18 protein-coding genes are annotated in these 18802 nt (G+C 59.9%); 6 read left to right on the top strand and 12 right to left on the bottom strand.

Features of this window, described 5'->3' with window-relative positions; all coding sequences use genetic code 11:
• Nucleotides 1–70 precede the first annotated feature (70 nt).
• Nucleotides 71–886, top strand: coding sequence for a hypothetical protein (locus UL81_RS04555; protein ID WP_236684513.1), 816 nt, complete (start codon nucleotides 71–73; stop codon nucleotides 884–886).
• 247 nt (nucleotides 887–1133) lie between these two features.
• Nucleotides 1134–4853, top strand: a complete 3720-nt coding sequence (locus UL81_RS04550; RefSeq protein WP_236684512.1) for a multifunctional oxoglutarate decarboxylase/oxoglutarate dehydrogenase thiamine pyrophosphate-binding subunit/dihydrolipoyllysine-residue succinyltransferase subunit — start codon at nucleotides 1134–1136, stop codon at nucleotides 4851–4853.
• Between the two features lie 122 nt (nucleotides 4854–4975).
• On the opposite strand, the gene UL81_RS04545 is transcribed toward UL81_RS04550, so the two are convergent.
• Nucleotides 4976–5692 carry a hypothetical protein gene (locus tag UL81_RS04545; RefSeq protein ID WP_052097738.1) on the bottom strand — a complete coding sequence of 239 codons (717 nt, stop codon included), beginning with the start codon at nucleotides 5690–5692 and terminating at the stop codon, nucleotides 4976–4978.
• 117 nt (nucleotides 5693–5809) lie between these two features.
• Here UL81_RS04545 and UL81_RS04540 point away from each other — a divergent pair, with 117 nt between their 5' ends.
• Entirely contained in the window at nucleotides 5810–6946 is a 1137-nt protein-coding gene (locus UL81_RS04540; RefSeq protein WP_035105708.1) for an Mrp/NBP35 family ATP-binding protein, read from the top strand.
• 5 nt (nucleotides 6947–6951) lie between these two features.
• Here UL81_RS04540 and UL81_RS04535 read toward each other — a convergent pair whose 3' ends face one another.
• From UL81_RS04535 to sigE, 3 genes are all read right to left on the bottom strand, one after another.
• Nucleotides 6952–7584 carry a Sec-independent protein translocase family protein gene (locus UL81_RS04535; RefSeq protein WP_035105710.1) on the bottom strand — a complete coding sequence of 211 codons (633 nt, stop codon included), beginning with the start codon at nucleotides 7582–7584 and terminating at the stop codon, nucleotides 6952–6954.
• Nucleotides 7585–7607: 23 nt separating this feature from the next.
• On the bottom strand, nucleotides 7608–8078 hold the full coding sequence (locus UL81_RS04530) for an anti-sigma factor family protein (RefSeq protein WP_236684511.1): 471 nt from the start codon (nucleotides 8076–8078) through the stop codon (nucleotides 7608–7610).
• 103 nt (nucleotides 8079–8181) lie between these two features.
• Entirely contained in the window at nucleotides 8182–8811 is a 630-nt protein-coding gene (gene sigE, locus UL81_RS04525) for an RNA polymerase sigma factor SigE (RefSeq protein ID WP_035105712.1), read from the bottom strand.
• A gap of 174 nt (nucleotides 8812–8985) precedes the next feature.
• On the opposite strand from sigE, the gene UL81_RS04520 reads away from it, so the two are divergent.
• Nucleotides 8986–9636, top strand: coding sequence for an O-methyltransferase (locus tag UL81_RS04520; RefSeq protein ID WP_035105714.1), 651 nt, complete (start codon nucleotides 8986–8988; stop codon nucleotides 9634–9636).
• A 62-nt stretch (nucleotides 9637–9698) separates the two neighbouring features.
• Here the strand turns inward: UL81_RS04520 and glgC are convergent, their stop codons facing one another.
• Nucleotides 9699–10925 (bottom strand): glucose-1-phosphate adenylyltransferase, encoded by a 1227-nt coding sequence (gene glgC, locus UL81_RS04515; RefSeq protein ID WP_035105716.1) that lies wholly within the window; start codon nucleotides 10923–10925, stop codon nucleotides 9699–9701.
• Nucleotides 10926–11033: 108 nt separating this feature from the next.
• Between glgC and glgA the strand changes: the two genes are divergently transcribed.
• Together glgA and UL81_RS04505 are read left to right on the top strand one after the other, a co-directional pair.
• Nucleotides 11034–12188: a glycogen synthase gene (gene glgA, locus UL81_RS04510; protein WP_035105718.1), complete on the top strand. Its 1155-nt coding sequence runs from the start codon at nucleotides 11034–11036 to the stop codon at nucleotides 12186–12188.
• A gap of 15 nt (nucleotides 12189–12203) precedes the next feature.
• Complete coding sequence (locus UL81_RS04505) at nucleotides 12204–13640, top strand: GH32 C-terminal domain-containing protein (protein ID WP_046453314.1); 1437 nt, start codon at nucleotides 12204–12206, stop codon at nucleotides 13638–13640.
• A gap of 380 nt (nucleotides 13641–14020) precedes the next feature.
• On the opposite strand, the gene UL81_RS04500 is transcribed toward UL81_RS04505, so the two are convergent.
• From UL81_RS04500 to dapE, 7 genes are read right to left on the bottom strand one after another with little or no spacing between them, the layout of a single operon-like run.
• Nucleotides 14021–14875, bottom strand: a complete 855-nt coding sequence (locus UL81_RS04500) for a methyltransferase domain-containing protein (protein ID WP_035105719.1) — start codon at nucleotides 14873–14875, stop codon at nucleotides 14021–14023.
• 9 nt (nucleotides 14876–14884) lie between these two features.
• Entirely contained in the window at nucleotides 14885–15052 is a 168-nt protein-coding gene (locus UL81_RS11640) for a DUF3117 domain-containing protein (protein ID WP_081961444.1), read from the bottom strand.
• Between the two features lie 45 nt (nucleotides 15053–15097).
• Entirely contained in the window at nucleotides 15098–15373 is a 276-nt protein-coding gene (locus UL81_RS04495; protein WP_046453313.1) for a DivIVA domain-containing protein, read from the bottom strand.
• Nucleotides 15374–15376: 3 nt separating this feature from the next.
• Nucleotides 15377–16099, bottom strand: coding sequence for a glucosyl-3-phosphoglycerate synthase (locus UL81_RS04490; RefSeq protein WP_035105721.1), 723 nt, complete (start codon nucleotides 16097–16099; stop codon nucleotides 15377–15379).
• Nucleotides 16096–16908, bottom strand: coding sequence for a dihydropteroate synthase (gene folP / locus UL81_RS04485; RefSeq protein ID WP_035105723.1), 813 nt, complete (start codon nucleotides 16906–16908; stop codon nucleotides 16096–16098). The genes UL81_RS04490 and folP overlap by 4 nt, the downstream gene beginning before the upstream one ends.
• 14 nt (nucleotides 16909–16922) lie before the next feature.
• Nucleotides 16923–17690 carry an LOG family protein gene (locus UL81_RS04480; protein ID WP_035105725.1) on the bottom strand — a complete coding sequence of 256 codons (768 nt, stop codon included), beginning with the start codon at nucleotides 17688–17690 and terminating at the stop codon, nucleotides 16923–16925.
• A 3-nt stretch (nucleotides 17691–17693) separates the two neighbouring features.
• Nucleotides 17694–18767, bottom strand: a complete 1074-nt coding sequence (gene dapE, locus UL81_RS04475; RefSeq protein ID WP_046453312.1) for a succinyl-diaminopimelate desuccinylase — start codon at nucleotides 18765–18767, stop codon at nucleotides 17694–17696.
• Nucleotides 18768–18802 lie beyond the last annotated feature (35 nt).

Here is an 18802-nt window from a genome sequence, read left to right as displayed (position 1 = left end):
CAGGAATTTTTACTATGCTGGTGCGTTCTTGAGATTTAAGGAACCAAATTAGTCAGGATGCTTAGCAACCATGTTTAACTTCCGCGATAAGAAATCCTCGGCACCTGCAAATTCGGATGCAGAAGGTGCAGACGTCGATAAGTACGAGCTGGATGAGGACAAGGTAGACCGTTTTAGCAATGCGTTGATTAACACCTTGGACAAGGTTGTCTCCATGCAGTCCGGGGTGATTATCAAGTACGTCGATGGGCTCAAGAAGCGCAACCCGGATGCGACCCCGGAGCAGATTCAGGCGATCATCGATAAGCATTTGATCAACATTGCTGGTGGCTCTGGTGCTGCCGCGGGTGCCTCTGCCTCCATCCCAGGCATTGGTCTGGTTACCGGTGCGGCCGCCATTGGTGCAGAATCGATTCTCTTCCTGGAGGCTGCGGCCTGGTACATCCTGGCCTCTGCTTACCTGCGTGGCGATGACATCCGCGATGAGCAACGTCGTCGTGCACTGGTGCTAGTCGTGCTGACCGGTTCGAAGGGTGTGGCCATTGTCGATACGCTCGTCGGCGATATGGGAACCGTCTCTGGTGTTACCTCTGCTGCGACCCTGTCGCGCTTTTCCTCCCCTACCCTGTCGGGCCTTAATGGCCGTTTGGTGCGACTGTTTTCCAAGCAGGTCACCAAGCGTCTGCGTCGAGCATGGATGAGCAAGCTGCTGCCGATGGGCATTGGTGCAGTGCTGGGCAACTCTGCCAACCGCAAGCTGGCTAAGCAGGTCATCACCCATGCCGGCGAGCAACTCTCCCCGCTGCCCTCCGGCAAGGACATCGTGACGACCTTCGATGATGACTCCGCTGACGACGAAGCCGAGTCCGAATCGGCAAAGGCCTAAAATTTTACCTTTCACCTGGGCAAAAGATACAAAGGTTTGCAGGTGTAAGGTGGGCTGTCGGACGGAGCCCGGAACAACTGATGCAAGAGGTACCCCTCACCTGTTATTAGTCCGGCGTGGCCCGTATCATAAATAGAGACACTTTCTAGGGCGACGCGTGCACCGGTACGTGCACCTTCGGAAATGCCCAAGTAAAGTCGGATAAACGACCCCGCAATAAAGCAAGGAAATGAGGCGAATACCTGCCGTGAGCACCCCGAAGATCTTCGGCCCCAACGCGTGGCTGATAGATGAGCAGTTCCAGCAGTACTCCAAAGACCCAAGCTCCGTTGACAAGGAGTGGCGCGAGTTCTTCGAAGCCAACGGTGCCCCGCAATCCGACGCTGCCAAGAAGGGCCAGGATTCGGCTGCCGCTGTAAAGCAGTCCGAAGGCTCTCCTGCCGAGGTGAAGCAGGACGTTCGCGAAACCACTGTCAGCCAGTCCGCTGTCAAGGCCCGCGAGGCCACCCAGAAGGCCAAGCCTTCCAAGCGCAAGAAGCCAGAATCCCCGCTGGATAAGATCGGCGAGGCTCCAGAGGCTGGCGAAAAGCAGCTCAAGGGCATGTTCAAGGCTATCGCTAAGAACATGGAGCAGTCCCTGGAAATCCCGACTGCAACCACCGTGCGCGATATGCCGGTGAAGCTGATGTGGGAAAACCGCACCATGATCAACGACCACCTCAAGCGCACCCGCGGTGGCAAGATCTCCTTTACCCACATCATTGGTTACGCCCTGGTCAAGGCTGTACAGCTGCACCCGGACATGAACGTCCGCTACGAGGTCATCAACGACAAGCCGCACGTCGTCCAACCTGAGCACATCAACGTTGGCCTGGCTATTGACCTGCCACAGAAGAACGGCGACCGCGCCCTGGTGGTTGCTGCCATCAAGGAGTGCGAGAACAAGACCTTCGCTGAGTTCGTCGAGGCTTACGAGGACATCGTTGCTCGTTCCCGCAAGAACAAGCTGACGATGGATGACTTCTCCGGCGTCACCATCAACCTGACCAACCCGGGTGGCATTGGTACCCGCCACTCCATTGCTCGCCTGACCAAGGGCGCTGGTTCCATCATCGGTGTCGGCTCCATGGACTTCCCGGCTGAGTTCGCTGGTACCTCCGCTGACCGCCTGGCTGACATGGGCGTCGGCCGCCTGGTCACCATGACCTCCACCTACGACCACCGCGTCATCCAGGGTGCTGAGTCCGGTGACTTCCTGCGCACCATGTCGCAGCTGCTTATCGATGACAAGTTCTGGGACGAACTCTTCGAGTCCATGGAGGTTCCTTACTCCCCGTACCGCTGGGCTCAGGACGTGCCGAACTCCGGCATCGACAAGAACACCCGCGTCATGCAGTTCATCGAGGCCTACCGCTCCCGCGGCCACCTGCTGGCGAACATCAACCCGCTGGGTTGGAAGCAGCCAGGTCTGCCTTGGCCGGATCACCGCGACCTGGACATGGCTACCCACGGCCTTACCATCTGGGACCTGGACCGCGTATTCAACGTCGGTGGTTTCGGTGGCAAGGAGCAGATGACCCTGCGTGAGGTCATCGGCCGCCTGCGTTCTGCTTACACCCTCAAGGTTGGTTCCGAGTACACCCACATTCTCGACCGCGACGAGCGCTCCTGGCTGCAGGACCGCCTCGAAGCCGGTATGCCGAAGCCGACCAACGCTGAGCAGAAGTACATCCTGCAGAAGGTCAACGCCGCAGAGGCATTCGAGAACTTCCTGCAGACCAAGTACGTCGGCCAGAAGCGCTTCTCCCTGGAGGGTGCTGAGTCCCTGATTCCACTGATGGACTCCATCATCGACACCGCTGCCGGCCAGGGCCTGGACGAGGTCGTTATTGGTATGCCGCACCGCGGTCGCCTGAACGTCCTGTTCAACATCGTCGGCAAGCCGCTGTCTGACCTCTTCAGTGAGTTCGACGGCAACTTCAAGGGCGGCCAGCTGGGTGGCTCCGGTGACGTGAAGTACCACCTCGGCTCCGAGGGCGAGCACATCCAGATGTTCGGCGATGGCGACATCAAGATCACCTTGACCGCCAACCCGTCTCACCTCGAGGCAGTTAACCCGGTCATGGAAGGTATTGCCCGCGCTAAGCAGGACATTCTGGAAAAGACCCCGGAAGAGTACTCCGTGGTTCCGATCCAGCTGCACGGCGATGCATCCTTCGCTGGTCTGGGCGTGGTCCAGGAGACCATCAACCTCTCCCAGCTCAAGGGCTACAAGACCGGCGGCACTGTCCACATCGTGGTCAACAACCAGGTGGGCTTTACCACCACCCCGGATTCCGCTCGTTCGACCTACTACGCCACCGACCTGGCCAAGGGCTTCGACTGCCCGGTCTTCCACGTCAATGGCGATGACCCAGAGGCTGTCTTCTGGGTTGGTCAGCTCGCTACCGAGTACCGCCGTGAGTTCGGCAAGGACGTCTTCATCGACCTGGTCTGCTACCGCCTGCGCGGCCACAACGAGGCCGACGATCCGTCCATGACCCAGCCGCGTATGTACTCGCTGATTGACTCCCACAAGGGTGTCCGTGAGCGCTACACCGAAGAGCTGGTTGGCCGTGGCGACCTGTCCGCTGAGGACGCTGAGGCTGCAGCACGCGACTTCCACGACCAGATGGAATCCGTGTTCACCGAGCACAAGGAAGCCGAAAAGGCTGGTCCTTCCGAGCAGACCGGTATCACCTCTTCCCAGGAGCTCACCCGTGGTCTGGATACCTCCATCACCGCTGATGAGATCGCCGAGATCGGTGAGGCTTACGCCAACGGTCCGGAAGGCTTCGAGTTCCACAAGCGCGTGGCCAAGGTTGCCAAGGAGCGCCTGAAGTCCTCCAAGGAAGGCGGCATCGACTGGGGCTGGGGCGAGCTCATCGCCTTCGGTTCCCTGGCCAACGAGGGCACCGTTGTCCGTCTGGCCGGCGAGGATTCCCGCCGCGGTACCTTCACCCAGCGTCACGCCATTCCGATCGACCCGGCAAGCGGCACCGAGTACAACCCGCTGAACTCCCTGGCTGCTGAAAAGGGCAACGGCGGCAAGTTCATGGTGTACAACTCCGCTCTGACCGAGTTCGCCGGCATGGGCTTCGAGTACGGCTACTCCGTCGGTAACCAGGACGCCCTGGTTGCTTGGGAGGCACAGTTCGGTGACTTCGCCAACGGTGCTCAGACCATCATCGACGAGTACGTTGCTTCCGGTGAGGCCAAGTGGGGCCAGCTCTCCCGCCTCGTGCTGCTGCTGCCGCACGGCTACGAGGGCCAGGGCCCGGACCACTCCTCCGCCCGCATCGAGCGTTACCTGCAGCTGTGTGCTGAGGGTTCCATGACCGTGGCTCAGCCTTCTACCCCGGCTAACCACTTCCACCTGCTGCGTCGTCAGGCAATGGGTGAAATGAAGCGTCCACTGGTGGTCTTCACCCCGAAGTCCATGCTGCGTAACAAGGCCGCTTACTCCTCCATCGAGGAATTCACCGAGGTCAAGAAGTTCCGTTCGGTCATCAACGACCCGTACTTCTTCGATGCCAACGACAAGCCGGCTGACGGTGACCCGGAGAAGGTCAAGACCATCATGCTGGTCTCCGGCAAGCTCTACTACGACCTGGCTAAGAAGCGCGTTTCTGACAAGCGTGACGACGTCGCCATCGTCCGCGTGGAGATGCTGCACCCGATTCCGTTCAACCGTCTGCGTGAGGCCTTCGAGGCTTACCCGAACGCCGAGCAGGTTCGCTTCGTCCAGGACGAGCCGGCCAACCAGGGCCCATGGCCGTTCTACAACGAGCACCTGCGCGACCTGATTCCGGACATGCCGGAAATGGTTCGCATCTCTCGCCGTTCCCAGTCCTCGACTGCAACCGGTATCGCCAAGGTGCACCAGCTGGAGCAGAAGAAGCTGCTGGAAGAAGCCTTCGACTGCTAAGCGCTAGCCCACCAGCTGCGTAAAGCCCAAGAAACGGGCCCTACCACTTGAAAAGGTAGGGCCCGTTTCGACGTTTTAAATAGCGCGTAGTCACAACGATGACTACGCAGTTACGAAACTTCTTAGTCGTCGTCGCTTAGCTGCGAGCCACCGGAAGAATCGTCGTCACTTTGCTCGTTGACCTTTTGGGCTGCGTCGCTTGGTTCGTACCAGGCGCGTACGGCGGTAAAGAGGTCTTCGCCGCCTTCTACTTCTTCCTGGATTTCTTTTAGGTCCTGGTCGGTGACAAATTTGGTCAGGCCGGTAAGCATCTGGCGCTCTTCCCTATCCAGAGCGACCTTTTCGTAGGTCGCGACGAAGTTCTGCGGAAGCTCTGGCTCGGCGTCCTCACAGCCTTTCGCACTACCGGCTGGTTCCACGACGCTGTAGGCCGGGTCCATGACACTCATGAGCTCAACGTGGGTCTTCGCGAGGTAGTCCTCACCAGTAGGGTCTTCCTGGGATTCCACGTACTCTTCGGAAACTGCTTGGGCTTTTTGCGGTGCGTAATAATTCAGCAGCGCACCCGTGCAGCCCACCATGAGGTTGGCGCGGGATTCGAGGTGCTTGTTAGCGCCTTCGTCATCGCGGTCGTCGTCGATGACGACTGCATCGCGGCCTTCGTCTTCGAAAGCTACCTGGTAGATGGCAGCAAAAATCTGCTGCTTTTCTTCTTCGGAGCTGACCATAATCACTACTGGCTCAGAAAGCTGCGGGTTTTCCGGAGCAGTCGGTTCAGCCTGCGCACAAGCGCTCAGCGTAGCTAACGATGCCCCCATAGCCAGCAGCGAAGCCTTCACACGTGTGGTGCGGAAAGTAGAAATGCTAAAGCTCCTTGGGTAGTAATTTTCGTCCTAACGATTCTACACCGGGCGACGTTTAACATCTGATCTGCGATGACTAAGATAGGGCGTGTTATGTCTAGCGCTATTACTGAATCCGCCGTAAACTCCGCGCTCGCGCGCGTTGAGGATCCCGAAATCGGCCGCCCTATCACTGAGCTTGGCATGGTCAAGTCCGTCAACGTTGATGGCAATGACGTGGACGTCGAGATTTACCTGACCATCGCGGGCTGCCCGATGAAAAACACCATCCAGACCAACACCCGTGCTGCGATTGAAGACATCGAAGGCGTGGGCAACGTGAATGTCACCTTGGATGTCATGAGCGATGAGCAGCGTCTGGAATTGAAGAAGAAGCTGCGCGGCGGCAAGGCTGAGCCAGAGATTCCTTTTGCTAACCCGAACTCCACCACCCGTGTGTTCGCGGTTGCATCCGGTAAGGGCGGCGTCGGCAAGTCCTCCGTGACGGTCAACCTCGCTAAGGCCTTAGTTGATAAGGGTATGAAGGTCGGCATCGTCGATGCGGATATCTACGGCCACTCGGTGCCGAACCTGCTGGGGTCTACCGCAGCACCCACCGTGCTTGACGATGAAATGCTGCTGCCACCCATCTCCCATGGCATCAAGCACATCTCCATTGGCCAGTTCGTCGAGGGCAATGCCCCGGTCGTCTGGCGTGGCCCGATGCTGCACCGCGCACTGCAGCAGTTCTTAGCTGACGTGTTCTGGGGCGACCTGGACTTCCTGCTGCTCGACCTGCCTCCGGGAACTGGCGATGTCGCACTCTCTGTCGCCCAGCTCATCCCGAACGCTGAGCTGCTCGTTGTCACCACCCCACAGGCTGCTGCCGCCGAGGTAGCTGAGCGCGCCGGTTCCATTTCCCAGCAGACCCGTCAGCGCGTCGCCGGTGTCATTGAGAACATGGGTGCCATGGTGCTTCCCGATGGCTCCACGATGGACGTCTTCGGTTCCGGCGGCGGCCAGGTCGTTGCCGATCGCTTAAGCGCAATCCTGGGCCACGATGTCCCACTGCTGGCCCAGATTCCACTGGAGCCTGCCCTGCGCACCGGCGGTGACGCGGGCATTCCGATTACTGAGCAGGCCCCGGAATCCGCAGCTGCCGATGCCCTGCGCAAGCTCGCCGACAAGCTAGCTATCCGTTCTGATTCGCTGGTCGGAAAGACCCTCGGTTTGGGCGTTACCCGCAGCTAAGACAGCTAGGTAACGTCTTCCCAGTTAAAACCTCCGCCTGGGTTTTCTTGTGCCTTAGCCTGCCGGCCACGCGGCGGCTGCATATACGGCTGTGGCTGGTCCTGCGGGCGCACCTGCTGCGGCTGCGGTGCTTCCTGCGCGGACTTTTCTTGCGTCGGAGCAGCTTGTTGCTCCGGCGCCTGCTCGGCGTAGATCTGGGAATAATCAAAGCCTGGCTGCTGCTGACCAGCCTGGTTGGCGCTGACGGGCTGGGCATTGCCCTGCTGCCCGTTGTGGTCAGTGGTGTTGTGTTGGGAAGCTAAGTCCGGCTTGCCAAGGTCACCGACCATCTTCTTCGGGTTGAAGTCATCCCAGGCGGAGTCGTCGCCGTCGAAAAGTGCTTTGGTAATCGCGCCCCGCGGGCCAAGTCGGCCCCACTCAGCAGCTTGCGAGATGGGTCCGCGGAGTTGCTCGAATTCCGCGCCCAGGCCGCTCATTTCTCCATTCAGTTCCGCTTTGGCGTTGTTGATCGCCTTGCGGGCAGCATAAATCGCCGCGCGGACGTCCATGATGACACCGGGCAGGCGTTCCGGTCCGATAACGATGACGCCAATGATGATGACGACAAAGATCTCGACCCAACCGATTGAAGAAAACACGTAACTATCTTAGCCCTTCGGTTCTAGCCGCGTTGATTGTGCTTAATCGCGCGAAACACCATCTCTACTTTGTCGAGAAAATCCCGCTCACCGGTGTAGGGAGCGTCTTCATCGGCAGGCGCTGGCTCTGGTTGCGGGGTCGTCGCAATGCTCGTCAGCTTGTGGAAGAGGTCCTGCGGGATATGAATATCGGCATCTTCATCGCAGTGGCGCACCCATTCCGAAGCACCACGTTGGGTGTGGACTTCCCTGCGGCATTCCGGGCAGTGCACCAAGTGTACGCGCACGCGGTGGGTGGACTTGCAGTCCAGTTCCCCATCAACAAAAGCCACGACAGCTTCCGGGCCTAAGTGCCCAATAGCATCGTGGCGGCGTGCCTTCGATTGTGCCTTTTTGCGGATGCGCTTGCGCGCTTCATCGCTTAACCCGGCGGGTGCCCCGTCGGCAGGAGTTACAGCGCGTCGCATGTGAAAGCCCATTGGACTTCGTGCCATGACTGCATTCTCCTTTCCACGGGATAGAAGCGGGTGATATATCCCCACCCTAGTCATCTTCCGGCCGGGAGTGTGTGCAGCCGGGCGTGTTTTAGACGCGGGCTTAGCGCACGCGCAGCAAGCGACGGGCGTCGGCGTCTTCGCGGGCGGCCTTTTCGAGTGCAGCGCGCAGCTGCGAACGGCCGCGGTGAATACGCGAGCGCACGGTACCCATCTTCACACCGAGGGTTTCGGCGATTTCGTCATAGCTCATACCCACGACGTCACAAAGCACAACTGCAACGCGGAAATCCGGGCCCAACTCATCGAGAGCCGTCTGCAGCGCCGGATCCAGATTCGATACCGCGTAGACCTGCTCCGGGGTCATCTCGTTGCCCGGGACGCGCTCGTAGTCTTCCGGCAGCGCCTCCATGCGGATCTTGTTGCGGTGGCGGACCATATCCAAAAAGAGGTTGGTCGTAATGCGGTGCAACCAGCCTTCAAAAGTACCGGCCTGGTAGCGGTCCAAAGAACGGAAGACGCGCATGAAGGTTTCCTGGGTTAAGTCCTCTGCATCATGCGGGTTACCCGAAAGGCGGTACGCCAGGCGGTAGACGCCATCGGCATGCTCGGCGACCAGCTCTTCCCACGAAGGCATGTCAGCCTGCCCGGCGTCGAACGCGGCGGTGCCCGTCAGCTCCTGATCATCGTCGTGTTGATCAGGCAGAACGGCGTCGCGCTTCATCTTTGTCATGTCACATATTGTTCTACATCAGTCTTCTAAACTCCAGTCTGGAAGCTAAAAGATTCCTGTATACCTTTTGCCTTTTAATTCCCTTTGCACAACAGGTTTCCCACACGTCACTAATCGCTGCTTTTGGTGGCGTTGTAGACACGCAGGCTCCGGTTTTTCTTTAAAGTTGCGGTTGTGAGTACTACGGCATTTGACGCACTGCGTTCCTACATCGAATCCACCACCGAGGCTTCCGAGGCGCTGCAAGCTGCCCGCGCGCACGCTGCGGAGTTCGGCCTGCCCGCTCCCGATGAGGCCACCGGCCAGTTGCTTTCCACCCTGGCCAACGCCTCCACTTCCGGCGAGCGCGCCCAAGCCGTAGCCATTAGCCCCGCTGCCTCCGTCGTGGGCCTATACCTGCTGCAGGGTCTGCCCGACAATGGCATTTTGACCTGCATTGACCCAGAAGCTGAGCACCAGGCCAATGCCAAGCAGGCTTTCCGCACCGCCGGCTACCCCACCACTCGCGTGCGCTTCCTGCCTGCCCGCCCGCTCGACGTTGTGGGCCGTCTGGCAAACGATGCCTACCAGGTCATCTACGCGGAAGTCTCCGCCCTCGACATGCTCGCCTTGGTCAAGGCCACCTGGCCCCTGCTCGCCCCACACGGCACCCTGGTCCTGGCTAATTCGCTTCTCGATGGCACGCTTGCCGACGACACCCGCAACGACCGCGACACCGCAGCCGCCCGCGAAGCCGACGAGTACGTGCGCGAGCTTTCCGATGCCACCGTCACCCGCCTCCCACTGGGCGGCGGCCTGACCCTGATCACCAAAAAATCGGCCTAGCCTCCTGCTTCCAGGAAACTAGACCGATAGCGGCGTGCCCTTCCGGCACGCCGTTGGTGGTTTTAAGCGCGCTTGACGGTTTCGTTCTTACCGACGGTCACCACGCCACCATCGGAGACACGGAAGCGTTCTGCGTCGCGCTCGCGGTCCACGCCAATAGTGGCGCCATCTTCCACGACGACGTTCTTATCCAGAATCGCCTGACGCACCACCGCGCCGCGTCCAATGCGCACACCTGGCAGCAAGACCGAGCCTTCCACGGTCGCGCCGTCGGCGACGTGGACATCGGAAGCCAGCACCGAGTTGCGCACCGTGCCACCAGAGATGATGCAGCCTGGGGCCACCATCGACGACTGTGCAATACCGTTTTGCACGAACTTCGCCGGCGGGAAGTTCGAGTCATCGGTCGAGTGAATCGGCCACGCACGGTTGTAGAGGTTGAAAATCGGGTGCACCGAAATCATGTCCATGTGCGCTTCGTAGAAGGAATCCACGGTACCCACATCGCGCCAGTAACCGTGGTCGCGCTCAGTGGCACCTGGCACCTTGTTTTCCATGAAGTCATAGACGTGCGCCTGGCCCTTGCTGACGAAGTAAGGGATGATGTCGCCACCCATGTCATGGGAGGATTCTTCGTTCTCTTCGTCTTCCAACAAAGCATCGATAAGCGCGTCTGCGGTGAACACGTAGTTACCCATCGACGCATAGGTCATGTTCGGATCATCCGGGGTCGCCGGCGGGTCAGCAGGCTTTTCCAGGAACTCCGTAATCGTGCCCATGCCGTCAGCCTGGATACAACCGAAAGCCGTGGCTTCTTCACGCGGCACGCGAATACCCGCTACGGAACAATCCAGACCGGTCGCGATATGCTCTTCGACCATCTGCTGCGGATCCATACGGTAGACGTGGTCGGCGCCGAAGACGATGACGTAATCCGGCTTCTCGTCGTAAATCAGGTTCAACGACTGGACAATCGCATCGGCGGAACCGCTGTACCAACGCTTACCGCGACGCTGCTGCGCCGGAACCGAAGCGATGTACTGCGGGGTCGGACCAGACAGGTTCCAGGCCTGCGAAATATGACGGTCCAAAGAGTGGGACTTGTACTGGGTCAGCACCGCAATCTTCAGGTAACCCGCGTTAACGAGATTGGACAGAACGAAGTCAATCAGACGGTAGGAACCGCCGAAGGGAACGGCGGGCTTCGCGCGATCTTCTGTCAGCGGAAACAGGCGCTTGCCTTCTCCGCCGGCTAGGACAATTGCAAGGACATTGGGCTGGCTACTCACAGTTCCCAACCTATAGGCAGACAGGGATTTTCGCAGCGGATCCCACCGTTTTATACCCCCGTTGCAAAATTCTGCACGGCCCGGAGTTTCTCTCTATTCTGGGAGGGTATGAGAGCTGGAATCTTCTCCAAAGAATATCCGCCGGAGATTTACGGTGGCGCCGGAGTCCATGTGGCAGAGTTGACGCGTTTTATGCGCGAGCTTATCGATGTTTCCGTGCACTGCACCGGAGCACCACGCCAAGAGCGCGACGTTTTTGTTCACGGCGTAGATCCCGAATTACAAGACGCTAACGCGTCCCTGCAGACTCTGTCCACTGGTTTGCGTATGGCGAATGCCGCCTCCGACCTCGATGTCGCCCACTCGCATACCTGGTACACCGGCCTGGCCGGACACCTGGCGAAGAACCTCTACGACATCCCCCATATCGTGACCGCGCACTCGCTTGAGCCGCACCGCCCCTGGAAGCGCGAGCAACTTGGCGGCGGCTACAACGTCTCCTCCTGGTCCGAGCGCAACGCTATCGAGAACGCCGATGGTGTCATCGCTGTGTCTTCGGGCATGCGCGATGCGATTCTGGATGCTTACCCGAACGTGGATGCGGACAAGATTCACGTCATTCTCAACGGCATCGATACTGAACTGTGGAAGCCGGTGCCGACGGACTTTTTGGATGAGTTGGGCGTCGATAAGCAGCGCCCCATCGTGGCTTTCGTGGGCCGCATCACCCGCCAAAAGGGTGTGCCCCACCTGCTGAAGGCAGCAGCTGACCTGGACCCGGATATCCAGCTCGTCCTGTGTGCAGGTGCCCCGGATACCCCAGAAATTGCTGCGGAAACCAAGGCTCTCATCGAGCAGCTGCAAGCTGACCGTGACGGCGTATACTGGGCGGCCGACATGCTCAGCCGCGAACAGATTCAGCAGGTCTACTCGGGTGCGGACGTGTTTGCGTGTCCGTCGATTTATGAGCCGCTGGGCATCGTCAATTTGGAGGCTATGGCCTGCAATACTGCCGTTGTCGCGTCTAACGTGGGCGGCATTCCGGAGGTCGTCGTCGATGGCGAAACCGGAACGTTAGTCAACTACGACGCCAACGACCCGCAGGCTTTCGAAGCTGACCTGGCTGCTGCCATCAATGAGCTGGCTGGCGACCCGGACCGCTGCCGCGCTTATGGTGAGGCCGGTCGCGCAAGGGCCATCGACAAGTTCTCCTGGGCCACCATCGCCCAGCAGACCGTCGATGTCTACAAGTCTTTGATTTAGTAAGGAACATCCACAGTGACTACCCATCGTCCAGAACTGCACTTCGCCCCCGAAGCGGGCATTCTCGACGCACCTGCCGGTGTTCTCCTCGACGGCGAAACCTGGCATCTGTTTACCCAGTATCATCCAGATGCCGAATCCCCCGCACGCTGGGGACATAGCTACTCCGAGGAACTGCCCTTCGATTGGTTAGAATGCGACGACGCTCTAGCCCCTGTTGGCGGCGAGATGTCCCTGCGTGCCGGTTCTGTCGCGGAAGGCCCAGAAGCCGTCCACCTGTACTTCACCTCGGTGACCAACACGGGTACCTCGGTGCGCCTGGCTACCTACACCGATATCGCTGATATCTGCGAAGTCGACGACGACCCGCTGGCCCTGGACCCTGCCGTCATGCGCCACGGTCAGGCTGCATCCGCGGTGAAGAACTACCGCAATTTCCGCTCCCCTTGCGTCGTTCCGGACTGGACCGCCGAAGACCGCGACGAGGGCCACACCGGCTACCTCATGCTCGCGCTGTCCGGTAACTCTGAAGAGCCTGTTCCGGTTATTCTGCACAGCCCCGATGGTGAGAACTGGGACTTTTCCGGTCCGCTGACCTTCGACGGCGACCCGGGCTTCCGCCAGGGCGAAGTCGCCCCGGGTTCCCCGCTTCCACCAGTAGTTTCTCCGCGCATCATTCGCCTGCGCGACGAAGTCGACGAGCAAATCTACGACATCCTGCTCGTGACCTTGGAGCGCGAGGGCCGCGACATCTCCGGCTACCTGGTTGGCCGTCTGGAAGAGACCACCTTCCACATCGTTTCTGGTTTCCAGCGCATCGATTACGGCCACGACTTCACCCGTCCGCGTAACACCAACGTCACCACTGGCACCATCAACCCGGATCGCCAGTACGACGAAGCTCGCGTGTTCGGCCTGCTCAACGGCACCGGTCGCGGTGACGACGCCACCAAGCATCCCTCCTACGAGGCAGAGGGCTGGGCCAACGCCTTGTCACTGCCTCGTCACCTGACCCTGCAGGGGGGAGTCATCTACCAGACACCAGCCCCCGGGCTTCCCGATGCCGTCCGCATGTCCGACAACGCCCGTTCCTGGACCGGCATCCTCGAAGTTCCGTCCGGTTCTTCTGTGACCGTCACCTTGCTCGACGGCAACGGCGATCCAGCTGCGGTCGTCTCCCACAACGGCGACACCATCACCCTCGACCGTTCCATGGGCAAGGCCTTTAACGGCTACTACTCGGATTCCGAAGCAGCCGAGGCAACTCTTGCCGAAGGCGACTCCGACTCCCTAACCGTCGTCGTCGACGGTTCCACTGTTGAGGTCTACGCCGATGGCGGCCAGGTCGCCATGGCATCCCGCGTCTACTTCGACGGCGGTTGCTCCGACATCGACGTCGACGCCTCCGGCGACGCCGTCATCGAGCAGTCCTGGAGCCGCTCCGGATCCTAAGCTTTCAAGCTTCTCAGCTTTCAGCTCCGGCTTCCAGCTTTCCGCGCACCCTTCGCGCTCACCAGAATTCACATCTGGCCCGAAACGACCGTTTCGGTGAGCGCGAAGGGTGCGTCAGTTTTCAGACCCGTCACTTCTCCCCTCCCCGTGCCCTTCGCGGTCACCAGAATCAAGATTTGAACGGAATCAGTAGTTTCGGTGAGCGCGAAGGGTTCGGGGGTCGGTCAAAAGGGTCGGCGAATGGGCCCGAAAGCGAAAGGAGCCCTTCGCGGTCACGGGAATTAAGAAAAGGCAGAAAAATATCCCGCCGGTAAGCGCGAAGGGTTCGGTGTTAGACGAAGAGGGCGCGGGCGGCGGGATAGTCGAAGAGCTTAAGAGCTTTAAACGGCGCGGAGACGATCCAGACGAGCCTTGGCGGTGACCTGGACGGTCTCGGGAAGTTTGGACATGCGCTCGTTGAGCTCTTCAGCGGAGATGTGGCGAGCGGACGGGCTCATTCCGACCTGGGCGGCAATGGAAGCTTTGTCGAGCAGAATCGGGAAAGTGATTTCTTCGGGCTCGGCGGCTTGCTCGAGGTAGCCTTCGGCCTGCTCGTACATGCGATCGACCTTGCCTTCTTCGACGCCTAAGATGCCGAGCGGTTCGCGCAGCTCATCGAGGTGACCAACGTCTGGAGTCAAGACGACGACCTCGCCGCCGGGGGCGAGAATACGACGGAATTCCGCAGGGTTGCGCGGGGCGAAGACGACGGAGATGGCGTGGACGGAGTCATCGCGAAGCGGCAGGCGCTCCCAGACGTCAGCGACGATCGCGCCAACGCGGGAATGGCTCTTAGCCAGGTGCTTGGCCGCGTGCGGAGAAATGTCTAAGCCGATACCCCGGGAATCTTCGATGGAGTCCAGGGTATGGGCAAGGTAATAGCCGGTACCGGCGCCGACTTCCAGGAGGGTCGGGTCTGCGTCAACGTCAGCGACGACATCCTGAATAGCGCTGGTCACGGCTTCAACGAAGGGCGCGAAATGGCCCATAGAAAGGTAAGTCTCACGGGCGTTGACCATGTCCATGTCATCGCCTTTGTGCTTGAGTCCGGCTCCTACCGGCAAAGTAACGTAACCCTGTTTGGCTACGTCATAGCTGCGTCCCGATTCGGAAACGAGGCGACGAAAATCGTCCTCGCCGTGCAGTAGCGTTCCGTCGTTGGGATCGGCCAGAACATCAATAATGTGAGAAAGCATGTTCCTAGACTAGCTGGAAACTTCCTGCAGCAAAGAACCCAACTCGGCAGCTTCTTCCTTGGATAGCTCAATCACGATGCGCCCGCCGCCATCCGAGGGGATTCGCATGACGATCTTGCGGGATTCTTCGACAGCTTCCATCTCGCCGCCAGTGGTACGAGGCTTCATTGCTGCCATAGCAACCAGCTCCTTAGGCTCTAAAAATTATGTACCCTTACCAGCTTAGTCCTTTTTCAGATTCTCGGGCTGGTTCTGGGCATCACGCAGGGCGTTTAGCAGATCATCGACCTGCTCCTGGCGGTAACCATGCGGTACAACGTCGAAAGCAATTGCGTTGATATCCCCTCGTGCGAGCGCTGCGCGGTTGGCGGCGGGTACGTCGGTTTCTAGGGAGGCATCGGTGGGCACGGGCTTATGCCCAAACATGCTGCCCCACGCCCACGTACCAATGACGATCAGCGCAGCCAGAACAACAATCAGCGCAATCCAGGAAAGCATGAGTTACATAATATCGCGCAGGGCAGGGCGCTGCCCGGTGGTGTCGCGCCGGAGCAAAGTTGCTGCAACCACATCCGCCATGGGCGCGAGTTCTTCCAGTGGCCGGTTCCGGTGCTTTCTGGTGCCTAAGTCCACTTCAGCGATGGCATCACGCCCGCACTGCTTTCCGATGTCCACCAGCAGCCCCGCCTCAACCCCATAACCATCCACAAAGGGCAGGTCTAAAGCGGTCTCGCGGCGGATGGCGTATTCGCCGCCGAGGGGCTGGGCGATATCGGCAAGTTCGGGGTAGAGCAAGCGCAATAGCGGTTTAGCGGTCAGTTCGGTGACGCGGCCCCCACCGGTCGGGGCACCGTGAAAGCTGCGCGCGTAGCGAGGCTTGACCAGTTGAATCTGCGGGTCCTGGAAAGGCTCGGCCATAGCGTTGACCATTCCAGGACGGGCGGATTCTAGGTCGGCGTCGACGAAGACCACGACTTCCCCTCGAGCAGCGGCGACACCGCGCCACAGCGATTCGCCCTTCCCGGGGCGCGGCTCGATATCTGGGAGAACCTCGCGCCAGTTGAGAACGGTAGCGCCGGCGGCACTCGCCACAGAGGCGGTCTCGTCACTGGAATCGGCGTCGATGACCAGGACTTCGAGTGGATTGTCGGCCAGGCAGGCACGGACGACGTCGGCGATGGTGGCTTCTTCGTTCAGTGCCGGGATTACTACGCTTATTCTCATGCGAGTCCACGGGTGGTTGCTAGTGGTGCGGCGGTACCGGCAATGGCAGCGGTCATGCGCAGAACGTCGACGGTGGGGCGCACCTCGTGGACACGGAAGGCGGCCACACCGCGGGCGGCGGCCCAGGCGGTTGCTGCCAGAGTTCCGGCAACGCGCTCTCCTACTGGCTGATCGACGGTCTCGCCGACAAAATCTTTATTCGACAACGCCATGAGTACTGGCCAGCCGGTGGCGACGACCTCGTCGATGCGGCGCAGGAGTTCCAGGCCGTGGAAGGTGTTCTTGCCAAAATCGTGCGTGGGGTCGATGAAGGTGAGCTCAGGTGGGCAACCGAGGTCGGCGGCGCGCTCGGCAAGCTGGGTGGTCTCTGCAATCACGTCGGCGACGACATCATCGAAATGCACGCGGTGCGGACGGGTACGCGGGGTAATCCCGCCGGTATGCGAGCAGACGTAGCCGACGCGGTGATGTCCGGCAACGGCGACGAGCTCGGGATCCCAGCCAGCCCAGGTGTCGTTGATAAGGCCAGCGCCAGCCTCAATGGCGGCTTCGGCGACGGAGGCACGCCAGGTGTCGACAGAGATGATGACCTCCGGATGACGTTCGTGGAGCTTGGCAATCAAAGGTACGACGCGGTCGATTTCTTCAGCTGCATCGACATCTTCGCCAGGACCAGCTTTGACCCCGCCAACGTCGATGATGTCTGCGCCTTCGGCCACGACGGCATCGCCACGCAACAGCGCGGCATCCATGGCGTAGGTAGCGCCTTGGTCATAGAAGGAGTCTGGGGTGCGATTCACGATCGCCATGATGCGGGCCAGACTCAACGCTCCTCCCGGATGCGCTTGTCGGTCATGATTTCGTGGGCTTCGACGATATGCGCGATGGCTTCATCGACGTCATCGGTCAGCAGGAAGAGATCGGTGTCGGTTTCATTGATGTAACCACCGGAGACCAGCGCCTTAGTCATCCAGTCAACCAAGCCCGACCAGTATTCAGTGCCCAGCAACACGATTGGGTAATTGGTGACCTTGCCGGTCTGGACCATGCACATGACCTCGAAGAACTCGTCCATGGTGCCCATTCCACCCGGAAGGCAGATAAAGGCCTGGGAGTACTTCAAAAACATCGTCTTGCGCGCGAAGAAGTAGCGGAAGTTCAGACCTAAGTCGACGTAGCTATTCAGGCCCTGCTCGAAAGGCAGCTCGATGCCTAGACCAACGGACTTGCCGTCGGCTTCGTGTGCGCCCTTGTTCGCTGCTTCCATAATGCCGGGGCCGCCGCCGGTGATAACGGCATAGTCGGCATCGACAAGCTTGCGTCCGACCTCTTCGGCCATCTGATAGTAGGGGTCTTCAGGAGTGGTGCGCGCAGAACCGAAGACGGTCACGGCCTTCGGCAGCTTCGCCAAAGCATCAAAGCCGGCGACGAACTCGCCCTGAATGCGCAACACGCGCCAGGGGTCGGCGTGCTGCCACTCGTGGTCCGCGCCCGACTGCAGGAGTCGCTGGTCGAAGGTGGATGCTTGCTGTTCGCCCTCAGAACGCAACAGCAACGGGCCGCGCAGCATGCGCAATTGATCCGGAGTCATTACTTATCCTTTCAGGTAGGCCAGCAGAGCATCGGATACTTCGGTGATCTGCGAGATGTCGACTTGTTCGTCCTTCTTATGGGCAAAGCCCGGGTCGCCACAGCCGAAGTTGACCGCTGGGGTGCCCATTTCGGAGAAGCGGGCCACGTCGGTCCAGCCGTACTTGGCGCGGAAGTTGCCGCCGACGGCATCGACAAGCGCGCGTGCTGCCGGCTGACCCAAACCTGGCAAAGCGGCACCGGCCACGTCGTCGACTTCGATGGTGATGTCCTCGTGCTCACCGATAACCTCAAGCAGATGTTCCATCGCTTCATCGGTGCTGCGATCCGGTGCGAAGCGGAAATTCACAAACATCCACGCTTCATCCGGGATGGTGTTCGTTGCTACCCCCGATTCGAGGTGAACAATATTAATACCCTCTTTGTAGGTACATTCATCGATGGTGACATCGCGCGGGGAATAGTCTGCAATCCGGGTCATCACGGGGGCTAATTTGTGCGCGGCATTAGAACCGAGCCAAGCGCGAGCGGAGTGCGCGCGGGTGCCATGCGCGGTAACACGAAGGCGAATCGTGCCCTGGCAACCAGCCTCAATCATGGCGCCAGAAGGCTCACCGAGAAGTGCTAAATCGCCCTCCAGCCACTTCGGATTATCCTGCTGCAGATGGTTCAAACCGTTGTATTTCGTGGCGACTTCTTCGCCCTCATAAGCGATGAGGGTGAGGTCGTGGGAGAGCGAAGGATCATCGTAAAGCGTGGCAAATGCATGCAGGTAAACGGCCATGCCGGACTTCATGTCCACGGTGCCACAGCCCCACATCGTGTCACCCTCCATGTGGTGCGGGACGTTGTCGGCAAGCGGAACGGTATCGATGTGGCCGGCCAGGACCACGCGGGAGGTCAGGCCGCGGTTGGTGCGGGCGCAGACCGTGTTGCCGTAACGGGCGACCTCCACGTCGAGTGCGCGGAGGGCTTCTTCGACGGCATCGGCAATTACTTGCTCGTGGTGCGAGGGACTGGGGATGTCCACGAGCGCCTTGGTCAGTTCAATGGGGTCAGCAAGCAGATCTAATTTCACAAAAAGCCATGCTACCTTGCCCTTAGAGTTAATGC

Source organism: Corynebacterium camporealensis (genome assembly GCF_000980815.1).
Lineage (GTDB): Bacteria > Actinomycetota > Actinomycetes > Mycobacteriales > Mycobacteriaceae > Corynebacterium > Corynebacterium camporealense.
This window is presented reverse-complemented; position numbering and strand designations above follow the sequence as displayed.

Bases quoted from the DNA above. Each gene is read 5' to 3' on its own strand.
- UL81_RS04500 (WP_035105719.1), bottom strand. From the start codon at position 14,875: ATGCTTTCTCACATTATTGATGTTCTGGCCGATCCCAACGACGGAACG.
- UL81_RS11640 (WP_081961444.1), bottom strand. From the start codon at position 15,052: ATGGCAGCAATGAAGCCTCGTACCACTGGCGGCGAGATGGAAGCTGTC.
- UL81_RS04490 (WP_035105721.1), bottom strand. From the start codon at position 16,099: ATGAGAATAAGCGTAGTAATCCCGGCACTGAACGAAGAAGCCACCATC.
- UL81_RS04530 (WP_236684511.1), bottom strand. From the start codon at position 8,078: ATGGCACGAAGTCCAATGGGCTTTCACATGCGACGCGCTGTAACTCCT.
- UL81_RS04540 (WP_035105708.1), top strand. From the start codon at position 5,810: ATGTCTAGCGCTATTACTGAATCCGCCGTAAACTCCGCGCTCGCGCGC.
- glgA (WP_035105718.1), top strand. From the start codon at position 11,034: ATGAGAGCTGGAATCTTCTCCAAAGAATATCCGCCGGAGATTTACGGT.
- UL81_RS04555 (WP_236684513.1), top strand. From the start codon at position 71: ATGTTTAACTTCCGCGATAAGAAATCCTCGGCACCTGCAAATTCGGAT.
- folP (WP_035105723.1), bottom strand. From the start codon at position 16,908: ATGGCGATCGTGAATCGCACCCCAGACTCCTTCTATGACCAAGGCGCT.
- sigE (WP_035105712.1), bottom strand. From the start codon at position 8,811: ATGACAAAGATGAAGCGCGACGCCGTTCTGCCTGATCAACACGACGAT.
- UL81_RS04495 (WP_046453313.1), bottom strand. From the start codon at position 15,373: ATGCTTTCCTGGATTGCGCTGATTGTTGTTCTGGCTGCGCTGATCGTC.
- UL81_RS04480 (WP_035105725.1), bottom strand. From the start codon at position 17,690: ATGACTCCGGATCAATTGCGCATGCTGCGCGGCCCGTTGCTGTTGCGT.